We start from the raw sequence: 18402 nt of genomic DNA, 5'->3' as shown, positions 1-18402 counted from the left end.
TTGATTAAACATTTACGGGTTGGTTGAAAAATATTGATTGAATTTCCGCTTCATATTTTTTATAAAATTCTGGGTCGAAATTGGCTTGTTTTAAATTTTCAATTACATAACCAACACTTCGCTTTTCATTTAGCCATTTGTCAAAAACCTCATGTTTCATCCTTATTCCGAAGGTGTTTATTCCCAGAAATTCATTTGAATTTTTATTATATGAAATTGTTACGCAGCGAAGGTCGCTCGCACATTTCCAGTGGAATTGTTTTTCGTAATCCTTCAGTTTACTTTCTGAAAAAACCCATCCGTAGGTTTGGTATTCAATGTCAAAAAATTTGGCGCTGTTAAACCAGTTTCCGGGATTGTACTCAAAAGGTTTTCCGCAAATAGTCTGTGCCAAAGTCTCGCCCATCATTCTGCCGGTGTACCAAACCGCCTCTACGGGTGGGCGGTTGCCGATAGTCTCGCGCTGTTGGGCGCAATCGCCAATGGCATATACCCCTTCAATGTTGGTTTCCAGTTTTCGGTTTACCAAAATACCTTTATCGGTTTCAATTTTTGAATTCTTCAAAAAAGAAATCTGTGGCTTTACGCCTGTGGTAATTCCAACCACGCAACACGGAATTTCCTCCCCATCTTTGGTTACAATGGCGCGTACATTGCCTTTGCCATCACCCAAAATTTTATTAAGTTCTTCGTTGTGTCTTAGATCAACTCCATGTGATAATATATGTTTCGAAATCATTTCGGCATCATGTTTTGGAAGGACGTTGCTCCAAAACCCCTCTTCGCGGACCAGCATGGTTGCTTCAATATCACGTGTTCGGAGCATTTCGGCCATTTCAACGCCTATCAAACCGCCACCGACGATTACCGCGCGGGGACATTCTTTGTTGTTTGGTGCATTTTTTTCGAGTTTTTCCAAATCCTGTTTTGTCACCAAACCCTGTACGCCATTCAATTCCAAACCTTCCCAGCCAAAGGTATTTGTTACCGAGCCTGAGGCGATAATCAATTTGTCGTAGCTTAGGCTACCGCCGCCTTTAAAATGAAGTATTTTGTTGTTTGTGTCAACAGTTTCAACATATTCTCTTTTGAGTTCCAGCCTGTTTTTTTCCCAAAACCAGCTTTCATAGGGTTCAATATCGCGCCATCGCATATGGCCCATGTAAACGTACATTAGAGCAGTTCGGGAGAAAAAATGGCCGGCTTCAGCGGAAATAATAGTAATTTTTTTATTGGAAAGTTTTCGGATGTGTCGAGCTGCAGTAACTCCAGCAATTCCGTTGCCTATAATGACGATGTGCTCCATACTTTTGGTGATTGGTTTTTTCAGTCGTCTATAAATTTACGCAATTCCAATTTGGGCAGTTTCGAAACGGTTATTAATAATTCCCTAATTTCTGAAATAAAACCTTAAATTCAACTTTTAATACTTTCAAAATGCTATTGCTTCATCGCTTTCTACACGGTATTCTTCTTTTCACCATTATAATTGGATGCGCCCAAAAGAAGAATTCTTCCGGAGAAAAAATAATTCAAAATTTGACCGTTTCCAAAATAAACGGTGTGAGCCTTGTGGCAGCTCCAGATTCACTTTCGCACAAAAATGTTGCTTCTTTAAAGGAAGTCCATGCCAATTATGTTACCGTAATGCCGTTCGGTTTTATAAGAAGTTTAAACCATCCCGAAATAATCTACGACCAAGAGCGGCAATGGTTTGGTGAAACGCGCGAAGGGGTAACACAATATGTTGAATTGCTCCACAAAAATGAAATTAAGGTAATGATGAAACCCCAAATATGGGTTTGGAATGGCGGATATACGGGTTGGGTTGAAATGGCTTCGGAAGCAGATTGGCTTCAACTTGAAATCAATTATAAAAATTTCATCCTCAATTTTGCAAAAGTTGCAGAGGCAGAAGAGATTGAAATTTTCTGTATTGGTACCGAGTTGGAAAAATTCATTGAGCACCGCCCAAACTATTGGCGAGAATTGATTGCGGAAGTGAAAAAGATTTACACGGGCAAATTGACCTATGCCGCCAATTGGGATGAATACAAGCGCGTACCGTTTTGGGATGCACTGGATTATATTGGCGTGGATGCTTATTTCCCCATTTCGGAGAGCGAAACCCCCACTGTTGAAGAGGCAATAGCAGGTTGGGAGCGATGGAAAAAAGAATTAAAAACCATTTCAGAAAAGGAAAATAAAAAAATCCTCTTTGCGGAATACGGTTATCGAAGTGTGGATTTTAGTGGCAAAGAACCGTGGAAAAGCAATAGGGAAATGACTTCTGTAAACTTAGAGGCCCAAATAAATTTACTGGAAGGACTCTACAAATCGGTTTGGGAAGAGGATTGGTTTGCGGGTGGTTTCCTTTGGAAATGGTTTATTATAAACGAAAAAGTGGGAGGGCCCGATGACAATCAGTTTACGCCACAAAACAAACCTGCACTGCAGCTAATTTTAAAACAGTATTCTACCAAAAAAGAGTAGCGCTTCACAACTTATCTATTCTTTTTCATTTCTTCCAAATAATCCTTGGCAATGGCTGTTTTTTGTGTTTCGGTGAAAACTTTTCCTGCCAATTGAAAAAAGCTGTGCTCCTCATCTTCCAAATGGTGCTCTACCTTTTCGCAAAGTTGTTTTGCGTAAATAAGCCAAGCGGGAGAATCCATATCGGTTTCGTCTACTTTTTCCATTAGTTCGTCCATTTCGTGATGCTCCGCAATTCCGTGGCGGGCGTGTTCCTGCATCATATCGTTGTGGATTAGAGGTGAATAAAATGTGCGCTCCTCTGCGTCTGCATGTATTTTTAATTCGTGCTTCAGTTTTTCCCACATTTCCTTTCTTCCTTTTGAATCACCCGAAGTGGAGGTTACCAAACGGCAGAGTTCGCGTTGTTTGTCGTGGTCTTTTCTAATTGCTTCAAAAATGTTCATAGCTTTGTTTTTGTTGGTTTTTCTTTACAATATCCTAAAAATTTTGGAAAGAAACCACTTTGAAAATCAAAAGATTTTAAATCTCTTTAATTTTCAGCAACTTGATTGGAGAATTTTTCTTCTGAAATTTCCGTGTTATTCGCTTGCTTGATATGCTTCAAATAATATTTGTACAGTTCCTCGGCATCTGCACCAAACCAACGTTTCACATAAATTGCCCAAAAGTGATATTGCAAGTTCCAAACGCCTTTTTGTCTGTAAAGGCGCGCTGAGGTGGTTATGCATTTTTGAATTACCACAAATTTCTTCCGCTTGTAAAGCTCGTTAATTAAAATATTGTCTTCATAAATTGTGTAGTTTTCATCAAAACCGCCAATTTCATCAAAAAGTTTTTTGGTTATAAATTGGCTTTGATCACCACCACGGCATGCACGCCAGCTAAATTGCGTAAGCCATCCGGCAAGTTGCAGCCACCAATGGTCGCTATCAAATTTCATTCGGAAACAGCCTGCGGGATTTCCCCTTTTTACTTCTGAAAGAATATAACTATCAAAGTTTTTCGGCGGAAATGAATCAGCGTGCAGAAAGTAAAGAATTTCTCCCGAAGCGTTTCGCGCACCTTCGTTCATCTGTTTTGCACGGCCACTCTCGGAAGTGGTGATTAAACTAATAGGTATAGTTTGGCTTTCAGTAAAGTTTTTGATTAACTGGGGAGTGCCATCGTTGCTTCCACCGTCTACCACAATCAATTCAACTTTGCCTTTTTCCGATATATTTTCGGTTAAATGCTCAAGTAAATTGGTGATGTTTTCGGCTTCGTTTAAAACCGGGATGATGATGGAAAGCATTCAATTTTTTTTGGTTGCAGTTTGCAATTTATTGATTTTTACAAAATCAATTTTGTTCGTTCAATTCCCAATTATAACTCTTGTAACTTAAACTTGCTTCGGAATTTATCTTTGTATTTGCGTATCTATTGATAAACCCAATAACATCCTGTTTGCCGTTTACTTTGAAATCTTTTTGGTACCAATCAAAAATAGAGGAAACTTGTGGAGTTTGTGGTGAAATATCGTTTTTATCGCTATTGATGAATTCTTTGGTGGCACGATCCAATTGCTCGTTAATTTTTGCAGCTGTGTACGCTTCATCCAAAAGTTTTGGGCAGGAAATGGAAGCACAGTTTATAGTGAAATGGATACGTGGCTCGTTCATTTTTCGAAGAATTCCGTTTTCAATTCCGCCGAGGGATAGCATTTTATCACCAACAGCCACACGGCCTTTAGTCCAGGCACCGTCAATATCTTTTATACTTTTTACGGGATAGTTTTCCACGATCAATTTTACGGTCGCTGCGTTGTAAAGATTGATGTAATACGCCAGCAATTCCTGGACGCTCCAATCATCAGTCGGTTTTTTTTCTGAAAGCATATTTAAATATTCATCCAGTTTGGCTTCGTCTTTTTTGAACCCTTTATAATCTACCATACCTTCACTGTCTACATGTTTTTTCAGCAATTTGTCCCATTGTGAATGCTCTACATTTACTGCAGAATTTGCGGTAGTTGAGGTGAGTTCGGACTGAACTTCTTTAGTGGGTTGCCCTTGACTGCTAACGCCTGCGGCGGAAAGCAGATTACAGCTTTGTAATGAAAATGCCAAAAAAAGTATTGTTGCTAGGTTAAAGATGGTTTTCATTTAGGAATAAATTTTGGTGTTGAAATAATTACGAATTATTTCGCTGTCTGGTTTTGATGGGATACAATTCTTGGGAAATAAAGCTTGAAGGAAATTTTTCGTCCCCATCAAAGCCTAACTCTATATCCCTTCCATTGTACGGAATATGATTTGTTTTGAAAAGATAATCCCAAATACTCAAACTGATCCCGAAATTAACACCATATTGGGCGTGTTTTGGTAAAACTTTAGCGTGATGCCAAATGTGCATTTTTGGATTGTTGAAAATGTATTTCAAAAAACCATAGTCCCATCCCAGATTGGCGTGATTTAAGTGACCAATGGCGAGCGCCGAAAAATGTACAATCGCAACCGATTCCACATCAAAACCACCAATGATGGCAAGTGGGATGTAAAGCAGCGATTTGTAAACCACAGGTTCCATCCAATGGTAACGCAGATGTGCCGCAAATCCCATCTCTTTTACCGAATGGTGCAGTTTGTGAAAATTCCAAAGAAAAGGGGAGTAATGTAGCAGTCTGTGGGTATTCCACTGCACAAAATCGGTAACCAGAAAGAAAATTAAAAGCCCCAATCCAAAAGGAAGCGCATCCAAATTAAGAAACTGAAAATCTGAAAGTTCCAATCCTAAAATTGCCAAAAGATCGTTGAATAGTTCTGCAGAAGCATTTGATAAAAAAATAAGTACAATTAAATTTAGAAGGAAAAAATTAAAGAACATATAAAAGGTATCCAGCCAAAAATCTTTTCGGAAAATTTTTTGATTTTTCCGCCAGGGAAATAAAAGTTCTAAAACCCAGACCATAAAAGAAACAGCGATCAATCCGTAAAAATAGTTTTCCCAATGGAAGTGAGTAATTTCATTCCACAGATAGTTAAAGTAACCCTGGTAGGAGTTTTTAAAGATTTCAAAGTATTTTTCCACTGCAAAGTTTTATCTGTCTTTAGACGGAAAACGCCTGTGACGATTACAACACTTTAACAACAGCCTCCCCCGTCATAATGAAATGTAGATTCGCTAATAAAAATGTCATCACGATTTAAGTTTGCTATAGCTCCCGCGGTTTTATCACAAATTGCTAAGGGTTGGTTTTTTAAAAGGATGTGTCCTTTTTTATCATCAAAATAAGCTTCGTTTCCGTAATAAATAGCGGCTTTTCCCGTAAAAATACACGGTCCGTCTTCGGGCATTGGGTCTTTTATTGCAGCAACCTCAATTGATTCGATATAGATTAATTCGTCCGTTGGATAGTTTTTTGGATCAAGAATTCGGTATGGTTTTCTAGCGCGAATTTCAATAGTGCCGAAACCTACATCGGTCAACGCTTTCACGTATTCAGCAATTGGAATGCTTCCGCTTAAACAAAGTGCGCGAAGGCGGGAATCTTCGCGAAGGGTTTGGTTCATTTGCTGTTCGCAAATCGGGTCGCTCATAACTAAACGTCCGTGAGGTTTTAAAACACGGTACATTTCTTCAATAGCTTTTTTAAGATCTTCAGCCTTAAAAATATTGAAAAGACAGTTCTGTGCCGCAACATCAATACTATTATCTTCTACGGGAAGGTTTAGGGCATCGCCTTTTTTTAAATCTATAAACTCACTTTTAAACCAGGGGTTTAATCTTTCAGCTTCCGCAAAGTTTTTTCGGGAAGCTTCAAGCATTTCACCTACCGTATCAATCCCAATAACGCCATTTTCAGTTCTATTGAAATATGAAAACTGAAGCAGTTCCATTCCACCACCAACGCCAACATATAATATTTTCGGGTTATTGGTAAGATCGCGTGCATTTACGGTGCTTCCGCAGCCATAGTTCATTTCCTGCATAATCTTAGGAATCTTTAGTCCGGGAAGTTCCCAAATGGGGTTTGTGGTGCAGCATAGCCCCACATCTGGGGTGAGTGCCGCTTGTTTGTATACGTTGTTTGTGATATCTAGATAGCTCATGGTATTATTCTAAAGTTGTTTGATTAATTCTGTAAATAACGTAATCATGTCTGGTTCCGCTTTGGCAGCCATTGCGATTATTTCTTCAATATTCACAGGTTTTAGGTCGTTTGGATCACATTCATCAGTTAGGATTGAAACTGCCGAAACGGGCAACCCCAAATGATTGGCGACGATAACTTCTGGCACTGTGCTCATTCCCACTGCATCGGCACCTATTATTTTTAAATAGCGATATTCAGCACGGGTTTCCAATTGTGGCCCAACCACGCTGACGTACACACCTTTGTGCAGTTTTATATTTTTTTCTGAAGCAATCTGCTCCATTTTCTGATTCATTTCAGCATTGTAAGGTGCGCTCATATCTACAAAACGTTCCCCCATTTTTTCTACTCCGCGAAAGGCAAGGGGCGAATCTCCCTGGAGGTTTATGTGGTCGTCAATTAGCATGATTTCACCTTTTTTGAAATTGCTATTTATAGCTCCCGAAGCGTTGCTTACCAGCAATTGCTTGATTCCCAAAAGGTGCATCACACGCACGGGGAAGGTAACATCGGTAAGTGAATAGCCCTCATAGACGTGAAAGCGGCCCTGCATAAGCACTGCTTTTTTCCCTTCCAACGTACCGTAAATCAATTTTCCTTTGTGAAATTCAACGGTGGCCGTAGGGAAATTGGGAATGTGGTTGTAGCTTACTTCTGCCTCAACGTTCACCTTTTCAATTATTTTCCCGAGGCCGGTCCCGAGAATAATCCCTATTTCGGGTTTGTCAAACTCTCTTTGTTGAAGATAGGCCGCCGCTTCTTCAATGTATTTTAAAGTATTCATATTCTATAAAAAATTTTTGTCCAAATAAGGTGGTAGAAATTGCTGAAATGCGTCAATCTCTTTAATGTCTTCAAAATAATCAACATCATTGCGTTCTTCGAGCAGAACATATTTTTCGTTTGGTAAATCTTTCAGCGTAGTTTCCAAAACGTTACTAGTTCCCCAATCTTTATTTTGAAATATTTCGGGATTCAATTCTTTCATTCCCAATAAATAATAACCGCCGTCGGTCGCGGGGCCAATCACGAATGGAGTTGTTTCTAGCACATCGTAAGCAGTTTCCAAATCATTTTTGCTTAAATCGAACATATCACTGCCAATGATGATTGCTTTTTCATAGCCCATCCCGAAGATTTCCGAAAAGGCATTTTTCATCCTTTCGCCTAAATCATTTCCTATTTGTAATTTTTTTCTGAAAATATCTGGATTCCAAATGTCATCACGATGAATGTTTTCTGAATAAAAAACATATTTATCCACATTCAATTTCTCTGTGATTTCCACTGTATGTTTCAGCAGAAACTTGTAAATTTTCAGTGCGCTTTCATCGCCAACCGATTTTGCCAAGCGCGTTTTTACTTTTCCCAATTCTGGGTTTCGCGTAAAAATTAGCAATGCCTTTTTTGAAGTGGGGAAATGAAAATCGAAAGCCATTTCATTGTCGCCGTCAGTTTGTTTTGAGGAAAGTAAGCCCATTTTTCAGTAATAAGTAATCAGTAATTAGTGTCAGTAAACAGGGTTTCCGGCAGTTAAATATTTGCTCCAATGGCTGGAAAAGGCGTGCACATTTTCAGTTTCTTTTCCTTCAGGATCAATAATTGGAAAACCCTTATTCTTCCATTCAAAGATACCGCCGTAAAGATTTTTTACGGTATCAAAACCAGCATTTTTCAATTTTTCGGCTATTTTTTCAGAACGGATTCCAACCGAGCAATATACAATTACAGGAATATATTTATTCAATTTTTGGATTTGTTTTTCCTCTAAAGAAAAATTGTTATATCCAACATTTATTGCGGACTTTATGTGGCTTACATTAAATTCCTCGGGCTCTCGCGCATCTAATATTGTAACCGTGTCATTCATTTGAAACATGCGCAATTCTTCAACAGCAATGTAAGGGACACTTTGGGTGTTGTATTGTTTCAACAATTCATCAAGTGGCTTTTGACCCACCATCATACCTGAAAAAAGCAAGCAAACTAAGAATGTAAAAAATGTTTTCATGAAATTGTTTAAACCAAAATAGTAGTATTTATGTTGCCGTCGCGCCTTGGCAACTGCTTCCTGCTCCTGCCGTACAACCATAACAATGTTGTGAAATTACAATTTTTCTATCGTTCAAAATATCTTCGTTGTATTCTGAAATGTGCTGGATTTTACTGGCAACCTTCAATTCCAACATTTGGTTGAAATCGCAATCATACAAATAGCCGTCCCAACTTACTGAGATGGTATTGCGACACATAACATTCTTTACGGCAAGGGGATTGTATGCTTCAACCAAAGAATACATATAATCTTCATAATTGTCCGAAGCGATCAAATAGTCCAAAAATCTTGAAATGGGTAAATTGGTTATGGCAAAAAGATTGTGGAAATGAATCCCGAAATCTTCCAATAATGCTTTCTTGAAATCTTTTTCCATGCTCGCCTGGTCACCCGGCAAAAAAGCACCACTTGGATTATAGACTAAATCCAACTGCAAATCGCTATCGGGCATTCCGTAACCGACGGCATTCAATTCCTGTAATGCTTTAATGGATTGGTCAAAAACACCCTCACCACGTTGTTTATCAGTTTTTCCACGAGTCCAATGTGGCATGCTGCTAACAACGTGTACATTGTGACTTTTGAAAAACTCCGGAAGATCGTAATATTTTTTATTGGCGCGGATAATCGTCAAGTTACTTCGAACGATAAAATCTTGAATACCAGCTTTACTTGCCTCATCAACAAACCAACGGAAATCTGGGTTCATTTCGGGAGCGCCTCCAGTTAAGTCTAACGTATGGGCGCCCGTGTTTCGGATAACCTCCAAACACTGCTCCATTGTTTCGCGCGTCATTATCTCCTTTCGATCCGGGCCTGCGTCTACGTGGCAATGCTCGCAAACCTGATTGCACATATAGCCAACGTTAATTTGAAGAATTTCAAGTTTCTTCGGTCGCAGGGGAAACTGATTGGTTTCGTTTATTTTTTCTGAAAAAGTAGGAAGCTCGCCATTGGCAAATATGCCGTTGGAGAGTTTTTCCAACTGTTTATTTGCGATAGCAAGATCGCTATGGCGTTTATGAAGAGATTGTTGTTTTTTCTTTTTTTCCTTAAGCATATAATTTTTTTCGAATGAAAATTCGGGAGAATGATTTTAAGCAGTTTGTCTTTTCTTGAGAAAGGACATGAGCATTAAACCAATACCAATTCCGAATAAACCTCCCTTTAAAAAATCGGAAAGGTTGATGTATTGTGTAAGTATAAATGTTGTTGCATTTACAGACAGACCTAAAGAGAGAAGGAATAGATTGATTTTGTTTTTCATCATTGTTGTTCTATTTTACATTTCAAGTTTATTCACCTTATTCATCATTTGTACTCCGTGTACGAGGCTGGCGCCACTTTTAATGGCTGCTCCCACATGTATGGCTTCCATCATTTCTTCTTTGGTGATGCCGCGTTGTAGTCCGTCCTTTGAATAGGCATCAATACAATAAGGGCACATTTCAGTATGGGCCACGGCAAGCGCGATGAGCGATTTTTCACGGGCAGATAGTGCGCCTTCTTCAAAAACTTTTCCATAATATTCAAAAAATTTTTCACCGAGCTCTTTGCTCCATTCTGTGATATTTCCGAATTTTTTTAAATCTGCTGGGTCATAATAATTTTGTGAGGCCATAGGAGTGCTTTATTTATAAGTACGAAATTTTAGGTGTTTTGGTTTTCAATAAAGGTAAATATAGGCAAGTAGTCTTTCACAAAGAGGCATGCTTACGAAAGTTTAACAATTTAATCAAAAGAATAAACAAAGCCGCTTTCCAGATTGTACTGTGAGTTTGGAATGCCAAGAGCGGGGGTTTCATCATATATAAATGTGTAAGTGGTTTTGAAGGCAAAGTTTTTAAATAAATCAATCAGCAATGAACTTTGGTTTGATATACGATAATCGCCAAAGTCTTTAAGTTTAGGTTGATAATAAGTAGTACTTACAAGGCTTATGGTTTCGGTTGGGTACAAACTGAAGGAAAGGTAGGAAGTGCTCCTAAAATCGCGTTGAAGCGGTGTTACACCATCGCTGAGCTCCTCTTGTTCATACATTATATGCGTTCCCAAATAGAATTTATAATTTTCTGAAGTAGTTAGTTTAAAGCGCGGTCCCGTTCCAACGAGTCCCCTAAAATCTATTTTTGAAACTTTGTTATACTGCGCTTGCCCAAAAACCTCCCATGCTATTCTAGGATGAAACCTATAGTTATAGCGAAGATGGGTTATTCCCGCATTCTCAAATTTGTTGCCTTCAATGTTTTTTAATTCAATATCATTCTTCAACAGTACCAAATGCTTATTCATTTTGTATTGTAGGTGTGTACTGCTGCTAAAGGCGAAATAGTCATTTACATCGCGTTTCAATGAAAAGCCAAGACTTACAGAACCCGAAAAACCAGAGGTATCAGTTACTTTCCGAAGCGATTCGGCATTGAGTATTTGGGATTTTGCAGTAAATGAAAAGCATATGAAGAAGAGCGCAATTGGATATTTCATGCTAATTTTCAATAATTGGTTAGGAATCTTAAAAATAATGAAAAGGTTTAAATAAGAGGAGTTTACTGGTTTTCCAGATAATTTTTTAGAACAATGGCTTGGTTGTGTTTTTCATCCTTTGCCCCATAGAGAAGAGTGAGGCGTTTTTCCTTTGCTTTTTCCAACAGTTGTTGTACCAGTTTTGAACGGTCTTCCAGTTCTTTTTTATATTTTTTTGAGAAATCATCAAATCGTTCTTCTTCGTGGTCAAACCATTTTCGAAGTTCCGTTGAAGGGGCGATTTCCTTCATCCATTCGTCCAATTTTGCATCTTCCTTGCTTATGCCACGTGGCCAAACGCGATCTACCAAAATCCTTGTACCATCAAGGTTGGCTGGTTTTTCGTATATCCGTTTTGTTTGTATGTCCATAATTTCACGAATTCCAAATGGTTATTCGCCCCAGTTGGCAATTTCTTCATCGGTCCAGAGGGTAGGGAAGAATTTGCGCTGTTGGTATTTTGGATGTAGGTATTTTTTCCATTCCGAACCGCCCGTTGCGGTTTTATTTTCCCCTTTACTGTTTAAATAATGCTGTGCGGTATCTAAATGTACCATAGGCCAAGCGACGTTGTAAAAATGATCAAACTGTTTCAACTTTTCTTTTAATTCTTCGGAAGGGTTTTCCATTTGGGCCACTCGTTCTTCCAGGGTTTTTCCTTTTACATTTTCAGCCAGGGCTTTGAAATCTGCTTCATATTTCTCGATGAAAAGCTGAAGGGTGAGTGTCATTTTACCAGTCTTTCTGTTTAGACCGGCATCTTTCCAATAAATATGCTTGAAGTAATCATCAAGTGTGGGGTTTTGCGGTAATCTTTCCCTTCCTTCGGAATTGATTAAATTTTTAAGCCGAGTGCTGTAAAGTTCCAATATTCTGAACTGTGCGCTCTGAAAACCGCTAGCAGGGGTGAGGGTAGAACGGAAGGTGTTATAATCTTCATAGCTCATGCCATCTTTCATAATATCGAAACTGGTGATGAGCATTCGGGTATATCTTTTTAAACGATCAAGTTTTGTCAACCAAATTTCCTCTGAAAGGTTTTCACCCTCAGAAAGTTGTTTTATTTCGTGGATCATCATTTTGAGGGTAAGTTCCGTTACCTGATGGTACATCACGAATATTTCTTCATCCTTAAAATCAGTTCTTGTTTTTTGGAGTGAAAGCAAGGTGTCCACTTGAATATAGTCCCAATAGGTTATGGGTTTTGCCTGTAAAAGTCCCTTGAGGTAGGTTTCGGGATTTTCGCCCAGGTTTTTATATTTCTCTTCAATTGCTTTTATAATTTCTGTATTGTCCATTTTGTCTATTCTGATAAAAACTCTTTAAAAATAAAGGATATTTTCGGTTTTTTTAAGTATTCTAACATACAGTTTTAAAGAAAAAGCCCTGTTACAAACTTTGTAACAGGGCTTTGATATATTTGTATGCTTTTCAATTAATAGAAAGTAGCACGATTATCTTCAATATCTGCTTTCTTCTTTAATGCATTGTAAACAGCATTTTGTGAAGCAGGAGCAGCTTTGGTACTCAATTGGTTGGCATAATTTACGTAAGATTCCATTTTCGGAGCTGGATTGAAAGCAGTAGTCTTAACTTTATAAACGCCGTTTTTACCATCAATCAGACTAGTAGTCTGGCCGGGTTTTGTTCCAAAAGCTGCGCCCACTACTTTCGGTTCGTTCGTTGCGCCGATCATAGGGTTTGCCATTGTAACGCCTGTGGCTGTTTGCACGCTTACATTTTGGTTTTTGGCAATTTCCTCAAGGGTATTTCCAGATATAGACTCACGTATTTTCTTGGCTTTTTTCTCATTTAAAAGGATCGGTTTAACTGTAGGCGAAGCTTGCTCAACACTCATTAATCCTTTTTCATTTTTACGCGTAAGTTGAGCTAAGATATATCCTTCCGGAATACTGAATCGTTTTATGTCACCAACTTTTGTGTCATCTTCAAAAGCCCAATTAACTATAGGGCGATTAGCGCCAATACCGGGAATATTCGATTCCATCTTCCCAAGATTGTTTACAGGCTTTACTTCAAGATTTTGTGCTTTTGCCAATTCTGAAAAATCACCATCCTGTAAGGCTACTTCAAACTTAGAAGCTTTTGAAAAAACATCATTGATTGTTTTATCTGAAGCCTCTATTTCTTTGACAACAGTAGCAAGCTTTATTGCTTTTTTGGGCTCAGATTGCTTTCCTACTTCCACAATGTGAAAACCGAAATCAGTTTCTACAAGACCAATGGTTCCTGTAGGATTATTGAAAATAAATTTGTCAAAAGCTGGCACCATTCTTCCAGGTGTGGAGTTTCCTAACTCACCACCGTTATCTTTTGAACTGTCATCAGAAAATTCGGTTGCAAGCTCCGCAAATTTAGATTTGTCTTTCTTCACAACATTCAGGATGCTATCGGCCAATTTTTGAGCCTCTTCCTTGGTTTTTGTAATAGTTTCTGGAGCTCTTAAAGTTCCGACATAGCGAATTAAAATATGCTTTGACTCAGCAGAATCAGGCATTTTTTTGGTTTCCAAAACTTTGGAAAGGTAGAATGAATTGTCAACCTTATAAGGTCCGTATATTGCGCCTTCGTTCAGATTGATCAGGGTGTCCGCAACTGTTTGGGGCAGTTCGTCCTTAAACATCCAACGGTCGTAGTAAGGAACGTCAGAGTTTACGTTTACAAACTCTTCATAATCTGTTGTGTTTCTGAAACCGGCAATGGTATCATTGCTTTTAGTGTCTTGGTTGAACTCTACCTTGTTATTTAGCAAAGCAGCAGTTTCAGTTTTTGCTTCTTCAATGTCTGATTCTGATGGTTCTTCAGAAAAGAATACATATTGAATGTCAGCCTGTGCCTCAACTTCATACTCATTAGGATGTGCGGCAACATACTTTTTTATTTCTTCATCAGAAACTTTTACCTCCTCATCTGCAATTTTGCTATAAGGAACCATTACATAGTTAAAATTTAGATTGTCGTTCTGGAAATGGTATTCTTGCTCCCCTTCTGCAATGGTGGTGCGCAAACCGCCTTTTACCATATTTAAATAGGTGCGCTGAAGTACAGCATCTGCAGTATTTTGTTCAAAGTTTAACCACTGCTGGTACATTTCAGGAGAAGAAGTTTTAATGCTTGCAATATATTCCTGTATTTTGCCATCATCAACCTGGCCAGCTTCGTTTAGAAAAGTTGGATTGTTTGCCAATGAAGATTTAAGGGCGTCATCCAATTGGGCTTTTTCAACGGAAAGGCCTGCTTTTTCATATTGCTCATCTAAGATCACGCGACGAAGTTCACGTTCCCATACCATATTTACGGCTTGTGAGGTATTGGCATTTGGGCCCATGCTACGCTGGGTAGCTTCTACCTCTTCCATAAAGCTTTGTCTGGAAATATCGGTGCCATTAACTGTGGCAATGGTGTCTTGAACTTTTGTGCCGCCGCCTTTGGTTAATACATCACTTAAAATAAAGGCGAAAAGCGCCAATGCAATAATGAGGATAAGAAATATCCCACGTTTTCTAATACTGTTTAAGATTGCCATTTGATGTTCGTAATTTATATTGCTTCATTTTCGCATTTGCGAAGAGGAAGGGGTTGGTTGTGATATTCTTCTAGTTACTAATAAATAATAAGGTTCTGAAAGTATTGTTTTTTTAATTATTTAGGGGGCGAAAATACCATTTTCCTGCCATTAATAAAAAAGTATATTAAAAAAAGTGAGATATAATTGAAAATCTAATCCTCGGAAAGGTTTTTTACTTCCACGAGTTCAATTTTGGTGCTTGAAACTTCTAGAATTGTAAAAATATAATCTTCAATTTCAACGGTTTCGCCTTGTTCCGGGATTTCTTCGGTATGGTTCACTATCAGCCCGCCCAGGGTTTCGTAGTTTTCACTTTCTTCCAAATCCAACTTGTAGGTTTCATTTAGGTAATCTACTTCCAAGCGCGCTGAGAATTTATAATGGCCATCGCCCAGTTCTTCTTCAATAAGGGCAATGCTGTCGTGTTCGTCTTCAATATCGCCAAAAAGTTCTTCTATAATATCTTCTACAGTAATTATCCCGCTGGTCCCGCCATATTCGTCAATTACTACCGCAATGCTTTTTCTCTTTTTGCTTAGAATGCCCAATACATCTTTGACAAGCATGGTTTCGGGAACAAAAACGACGGGCATCAGTACCTTTTTGATGCTTGCAGGCTTTTTGAAAAGTTCAAAGGAATGCACGTAGCCCAAAATATCGTCTATATTTTCTTTATAGACCAGAATTTTTGAAAGGCCGGTTTCGGTAAAAAGTTTTGCGAGCTCCTTTGGGGTTGTGTCAATTTCTACCGCCACTACTTCTGTACGCGGTATCATTGCCTCGCGCGATTTTACTTCGGAAAAATCAAGGGCGTTTTGGAAGATCTGTATTTCAGAATCCATCTCGTCCTGGGTTTCGGCAATCTCCATTTGTTCAGAAATGTAATTTCCTAGTTCCAATTTGCTGAAACTGAGTTGTACGGTATCGCCTTCAGATTTAAATATTAATTTCAGCACCAAATCTGAAATCCAAATGATAAATTCAGAAATCAAAGAAAATAGAAAATAGAAGAAATATGCTGGAACCGCAAAAATTTTGACCAAGCTATTTGCATAAATCTGAAAGAAAACTTTTGGCAGAAACTCTGCGGTAAGCAAGATTACAATCGTAGAAATTATGGTTTGTATAATTAAACCTGTAAACCCAGCAATGGGGATGTATTCCATTAGCAGATCGCCCATAAAGAAACCGTAGATCACCAGTGCAATATTATTGCCTACAAGCATGGTGGCAATAAACTTTGAGGGGCGTTTGGTTATTTTTTTTAGAATTCCTGCTAGAAATGTGTTTTGTTTCTTTTCAATTTCAATATGAATTTTATTGGAAGAAACATAGGCAATCTCCATACCTGAAAAGAAGGCGGAGAGTATAAGCATTGTTAAAATGATAATAATACTGTAATCCAAATCGAGTGTATGGGTTATTTTGAAATTTAAGCTTTTGGTCTACAAAACCAACTATTTTCTATTCTGTTCTTCCATTTTCTTTCGAAAATTTCTTTTAAAAAAGAACATAAAGACAGCAAGAATAACAAAGAATATAAATAAGTAGGCCCTGTTGGGGGCGTCATTCCAATTGTTTATAGCTTCATATGCAAAAAATGCTGCAATAATAAGATAAACGTATTCAAAAAAACGGTAAACTTTAGTTAGCATCTTCTTTTTTGGTTTTGTCTACTAATTGTACTCCTTGGTTTTTTCTGGATAGGAAGGTAGTAAAATCTTCGCTACTGTCAAACCCCACGGCGCCATCATTATATGAGCCGTCCTTAAATTTAATTTGGTAAGGTTGGTCTGTAAAAACCCATTTATTTTTTTGGTCCCAATAAAGCTGATTTGCTTTTAGAACCACACTATCTGCTGTTATTACCACAACATTGTCCTGTAAATCTACTAAACCAGTGTTGTCAAATTGAATGGCATAATCTGCCGTTACCGTATTTTTTTTTCCTTTTTCATCCCAAAATCGAACTTCAATGCCATTGGGAAATTCTTTAAATGGAAATTCCAAGTTTGAATAATCCAGTAGTTTGGGAGCCAAAAGGTTTGTCACCAATTTTCCAGAATCAGTGTATTTAAAGTTGATGTCTTTTCCTTCAGCTACTGGAGCGCCATCTGAAAGACTCATCTTTTTAACGTTTTGGTAATTACTTTCACATGCAAAAAGCGTGATGGCCAATACCAGGGCCATCACGCTTTTAAACATATTTATTGCGGTGTACATTCTTATAAGTTAGGAACTCTAACGCTTCCGCCAACCCAACAGTTAAAGGTAACGGTTTTTCCCGCCATTCCTTCAGAAAAGATATCGCTAGCTTGCGGGGCACGTTGTCTATAGCTGCTTGCGGCGGCACGAGCATTTCCTGCAACGGTACCATCAACACGGGCTGCTTTGTCCATCATGTCGGCAGCAAGCCAATACATAGCTCTTTTTTCAAATACAGTGGTGCCACAGTTGTTTGCACTGTCTGCATACATGGAACCAATTTTATAATAGGCAATACCTGCCGATGGTTTTACATCAATCATTTTATTGTAATAAGATCTTGCGGTTCCGTAGCTTCCTTTTTTACGGTAGTTTTCGGCTATACTGTAATAAATTCTTGCTTTTTTGGAATTATCCTTTTCAAGATCTGCCGCTTGGTTGAAGTATTCTAGTGCTTTTGAAGCTTTACCTTCCGCTTCAGCTTGTTTTCCTAATAAATAGGCCGAGGTAGAACTTGGCTCCAATTCGTGAAGGCGAACTGCCAATTTATTTGAAAGAGGCGTTTCACAATCTTTGGCATCCAGTCTGTTACTTGCAGATTTTAACCAATCAATATCATTCTTTTTTGCTTCGAAGTCTTTTTCGTAGAAAGGAACAAGATTGTCACAATCTGCTAATTTACCCAATGTTGCATTTACACTTCCTTCAACAGTAGCGTACACCCCCAAGTTGTTGTCATAAACATCTTTTGCGCGTTTCTCTTTGTCGGTTAGTGTATTTCCTGCTTCTTCCTTATCCATTAATGGGGTAAGTTTTGATGCAAGACTATTTTTTTCAGAATCTATTTTGCTGATCACTACGTCATATAGGTTGAAAATTTCCTGAAGGTCTTTTTCTCCGCTATTGTACAAATCTACAGCCAGGGAAAAGTATGTATATAAACTTTTTCCGCTGGTGAAATCTTCTGGATATTTTGTAAAAGCTTCATCAAATGCTTTGAATTGTTCTGCCTTTGATCCAAGATTATTGTCAAATTTTATTTGAGCAATTGTTGCAAGAACGTCCCCTTCCTTGGTTTGCTCAGGAAAGTTTTGCAATCTCAATCTGTATGCCTGAATTAAGTCTTCAACTTTGCTTTTATCGCCTTTTTCTTCAATGAAGTATTCAAACATCTTTACGCCATATTGGTAGATAGCAAGATTGTAATCTGGACATTCTTTTATCAATTTCTCGTAATGGGGAAGAGCAGCTTCGTAATTCTTTATTTTAGCCGGCTCTGTAAAATAAGAAAGTGATATTGCACAATCATCAGGAGCTTGTGCAAATGATTTTCCCGAGAAGGATAGTAGTAGAATTGTGAATAATAGAACAAATTTTGTTTTCATGGTATTTTTTTTATTG

Annotated in this window: 20 protein-coding genes; 1 reads left to right on the top strand and 19 read right to left on the bottom strand. The window is 38.2% G+C overall.

All coding sequences use genetic code 11. The features are described 5' to 3' along the window. Window positions 1-4: 4 nt before the first annotated feature. Window positions 5-1306: an NAD(P)/FAD-dependent oxidoreductase gene (locus JK629_RS02385; protein WP_202337044.1), complete on the bottom strand. Its 1302-nt coding sequence runs from the start codon at window positions 1304-1306 to the stop codon at window positions 5-7. Between the two features lie 131 nt (window positions 1307-1437). On the opposite strand from JK629_RS02385, the gene JK629_RS02380 reads away from it, so the two are divergent. Then, on the top strand, window positions 1438-2493 hold the full coding sequence (locus JK629_RS02380) for a glycoside hydrolase family 113 (protein ID WP_202337043.1): 1056 nt from the start codon (window positions 1438-1440) through the stop codon (window positions 2491-2493). Window positions 2494-2504: 11 nt separating this feature from the next. Here JK629_RS02380 and JK629_RS02375 read toward each other — a convergent pair whose 3' ends face one another. From JK629_RS02375 to JK629_RS02290, 18 genes are all read right to left on the bottom strand, one after another. Beyond that, window positions 2505-2939 (bottom strand): hemerythrin domain-containing protein, encoded by a 435-nt coding sequence (locus JK629_RS02375; protein WP_202337042.1) that lies wholly within the window; start codon window positions 2937-2939, stop codon window positions 2505-2507. Between the two features lie 86 nt (window positions 2940-3025). Then, window positions 3026-3787 carry a TIGR04283 family arsenosugar biosynthesis glycosyltransferase gene (locus tag JK629_RS02370; protein ID WP_202337041.1) on the bottom strand — a complete coding sequence of 254 codons (762 nt, stop codon included), beginning with the start codon at window positions 3785-3787 and terminating at the stop codon, window positions 3026-3028. 46 nt (window positions 3788-3833) lie between these two features. After that, on the bottom strand, window positions 3834-4637 hold the full coding sequence (locus JK629_RS02365; RefSeq protein WP_202337040.1) for a DUF547 domain-containing protein: 804 nt from the start codon (window positions 4635-4637) through the stop codon (window positions 3834-3836). A 28-nt stretch (window positions 4638-4665) separates the two neighbouring features. Next, window positions 4666-5562 (bottom strand): sterol desaturase family protein, encoded by an 897-nt coding sequence (locus tag JK629_RS02360; RefSeq protein ID WP_202337039.1) that lies wholly within the window; start codon window positions 5560-5562, stop codon window positions 4666-4668. 53 nt (window positions 5563-5615) lie between these two features. Beyond that, complete coding sequence (gene arsM, locus JK629_RS02355; RefSeq protein WP_202337038.1) at window positions 5616-6584, bottom strand: arsenosugar biosynthesis arsenite methyltransferase ArsM; 969 nt, start codon at window positions 6582-6584, stop codon at window positions 5616-5618. A gap of 9 nt (window positions 6585-6593) precedes the next feature. Further along, the gene (locus JK629_RS02350) at window positions 6594-7412 is read right to left on the bottom strand and encodes a purine-nucleoside phosphorylase (protein WP_202337037.1); all 819 of its coding nucleotides are present in this window, start codon (window positions 7410-7412) and stop codon (window positions 6594-6596) included. A 3-nt stretch (window positions 7413-7415) separates the two neighbouring features. Beyond that, entirely contained in the window at window positions 7416-8108 is a 693-nt protein-coding gene (locus tag JK629_RS02345; RefSeq protein ID WP_202337036.1) for a TIGR04282 family arsenosugar biosynthesis glycosyltransferase, read from the bottom strand. 30 nt (window positions 8109-8138) lie between these two features. Beyond that, entirely contained in the window at window positions 8139-8639 is a 501-nt protein-coding gene (locus tag JK629_RS02340; protein ID WP_202337035.1) for a rhodanese-like domain-containing protein, read from the bottom strand. A gap of 28 nt (window positions 8640-8667) precedes the next feature. Continuing rightward, window positions 8668-9744 carry an arsenosugar biosynthesis radical SAM (seleno)protein ArsS gene (arsS, locus tag JK629_RS02335; RefSeq protein ID WP_202337034.1) on the bottom strand — a complete coding sequence of 359 codons (1077 nt, stop codon included), beginning with the start codon at window positions 9742-9744 and terminating at the stop codon, window positions 8668-8670. A 36-nt stretch (window positions 9745-9780) separates the two neighbouring features. Then, on the bottom strand, window positions 9781-9954 hold the full coding sequence (locus tag JK629_RS02330; RefSeq protein WP_202337033.1) for a hypothetical protein: 174 nt from the start codon (window positions 9952-9954) through the stop codon (window positions 9781-9783). 12 nt (window positions 9955-9966) lie between these two features. Continuing rightward, window positions 9967-10305 carry an arsenosugar biosynthesis-associated peroxidase-like protein gene (locus JK629_RS02325; RefSeq protein WP_202337032.1) on the bottom strand — a complete coding sequence of 113 codons (339 nt, stop codon included), beginning with the start codon at window positions 10303-10305 and terminating at the stop codon, window positions 9967-9969. Between the two features lie 110 nt (window positions 10306-10415). Continuing rightward, complete coding sequence (locus tag JK629_RS02320; RefSeq protein ID WP_202337031.1) at window positions 10416-11168, bottom strand: DUF481 domain-containing protein; 753 nt, start codon at window positions 11166-11168, stop codon at window positions 10416-10418. 62 nt (window positions 11169-11230) lie between these two features. Next, the gene (locus JK629_RS02315; protein WP_202337030.1) at window positions 11231-11578 is read right to left on the bottom strand and encodes a DUF488 domain-containing protein; all 348 of its coding nucleotides are present in this window, start codon (window positions 11576-11578) and stop codon (window positions 11231-11233) included. Between the two features lie 21 nt (window positions 11579-11599). Beyond that, complete coding sequence (locus JK629_RS02310) at window positions 11600-12505, bottom strand: tryptophan 2,3-dioxygenase family protein (protein WP_202337029.1); 906 nt, start codon at window positions 12503-12505, stop codon at window positions 11600-11602. 137 nt (window positions 12506-12642) lie between these two features. Next, window positions 12643-14754 carry a peptidylprolyl isomerase gene (locus tag JK629_RS02305; protein ID WP_202337028.1) on the bottom strand — a complete coding sequence of 704 codons (2112 nt, stop codon included), beginning with the start codon at window positions 14752-14754 and terminating at the stop codon, window positions 12643-12645. 194 nt (window positions 14755-14948) lie between these two features. After that, window positions 14949-16172 carry a hemolysin family protein gene (locus JK629_RS02300; RefSeq protein WP_237460066.1) on the bottom strand — a complete coding sequence of 408 codons (1224 nt, stop codon included), beginning with the start codon at window positions 16170-16172 and terminating at the stop codon, window positions 14949-14951. A 268-nt stretch (window positions 16173-16440) separates the two neighbouring features. After that, entirely contained in the window at window positions 16441-17019 is a 579-nt protein-coding gene (lptC, locus tag JK629_RS02295; protein WP_202337026.1) for an LPS export ABC transporter periplasmic protein LptC, read from the bottom strand. Between the two features lie 2 nt (window positions 17020-17021). After that, window positions 17022-18386, bottom strand: coding sequence for a tetratricopeptide repeat protein (locus JK629_RS02290; protein WP_202337025.1), 1365 nt, complete (start codon window positions 18384-18386; stop codon window positions 17022-17024). Window positions 18387-18402 lie beyond the last annotated feature (16 nt).

It is taken from the genome of Aequorivita iocasae, from assembly GCF_016757735.1.
Lineage (GTDB): Bacteria > Bacteroidota > Bacteroidia > Flavobacteriales > Flavobacteriaceae > Aequorivita > Aequorivita iocasae.
Note: the sequence above shows the minus strand (reverse complement) of the source record. Positions and strands in the feature narration are given on the sequence as shown.

What these genes read in the sequence shown, in the direction of transcription:
- JK629_RS02385 (WP_202337044.1), bottom strand. Translation starts at nt 1,306, where the DNA reads ATGGAGCACATCGTCATTATAGGCAACGGAATTGCTGGAGTTACTGCA.
- JK629_RS02380 (WP_202337043.1), top strand. Translation starts at nt 1,438, where the DNA reads ATGCTATTGCTTCATCGCTTTCTACACGGTATTCTTCTTTTCACCATT.
- JK629_RS02375 (WP_202337042.1), bottom strand. Translation starts at nt 2,939, where the DNA reads ATGAACATTTTTGAAGCAATTAGAAAAGACCACGACAAACAACGCGAA.
- JK629_RS02370 (WP_202337041.1), bottom strand. Translation starts at nt 3,787, where the DNA reads ATGCTTTCCATCATCATCCCGGTTTTAAACGAAGCCGAAAACATCACC.
- JK629_RS02365 (WP_202337040.1), bottom strand. Translation starts at nt 4,637, where the DNA reads ATGAAAACCATCTTTAACCTAGCAACAATACTTTTTTTGGCATTTTCA.
- arsM (WP_202337038.1), bottom strand. Translation starts at nt 6,584, where the DNA reads ATGAGCTATCTAGATATCACAAACAACGTATACAAACAAGCGGCACTC.
- JK629_RS02350 (WP_202337037.1), bottom strand. Translation starts at nt 7,412, where the DNA reads ATGAATACTTTAAAATACATTGAAGAAGCGGCGGCCTATCTTCAACAA.
- JK629_RS02345 (WP_202337036.1), bottom strand. Translation starts at nt 8,108, where the DNA reads ATGGGCTTACTTTCCTCAAAACAAACTGACGGCGACAATGAAATGGCT.
- JK629_RS02340 (WP_202337035.1), bottom strand. Translation starts at nt 8,639, where the DNA reads ATGAAAACATTTTTTACATTCTTAGTTTGCTTGCTTTTTTCAGGTATG.
- arsS (WP_202337034.1), bottom strand. Translation starts at nt 9,744, where the DNA reads ATGCTTAAGGAAAAAAAGAAAAAACAACAATCTCTTCATAAACGCCAT.
- JK629_RS02330 (WP_202337033.1), bottom strand. Translation starts at nt 9,954, where the DNA reads ATGATGAAAAACAAAATCAATCTATTCCTTCTCTCTTTAGGTCTGTCT.
- JK629_RS02325 (WP_202337032.1), bottom strand. Translation starts at nt 10,305, where the DNA reads ATGGCCTCACAAAATTATTATGACCCAGCAGATTTAAAAAAATTCGGA.
- JK629_RS02320 (WP_202337031.1), bottom strand. Translation starts at nt 11,168, where the DNA reads ATGAAATATCCAATTGCGCTCTTCTTCATATGCTTTTCATTTACTGCA.
- JK629_RS02315 (WP_202337030.1), bottom strand. Translation starts at nt 11,578, where the DNA reads ATGGACATACAAACAAAACGGATATACGAAAAACCAGCCAACCTTGAT.
- JK629_RS02310 (WP_202337029.1), bottom strand. Translation starts at nt 12,505, where the DNA reads ATGGACAATACAGAAATTATAAAAGCAATTGAAGAGAAATATAAAAAC.
- JK629_RS02305 (WP_202337028.1), bottom strand. Translation starts at nt 14,754, where the DNA reads ATGGCAATCTTAAACAGTATTAGAAAACGTGGGATATTTCTTATCCTC.
- JK629_RS02300 (WP_237460066.1), bottom strand. Translation starts at nt 16,172, where the DNA reads ATGCTTATACTCTCCGCCTTCTTTTCAGGTATGGAGATTGCCTATGTT.
- lptC (WP_202337026.1), bottom strand. Translation starts at nt 17,019, where the DNA reads ATGTACACCGCAATAAATATGTTTAAAAGCGTGATGGCCCTGGTATTG.
- JK629_RS02290 (WP_202337025.1), bottom strand. Translation starts at nt 18,386, where the DNA reads ATGAAAACAAAATTTGTTCTATTATTCACAATTCTACTACTATCCTTC.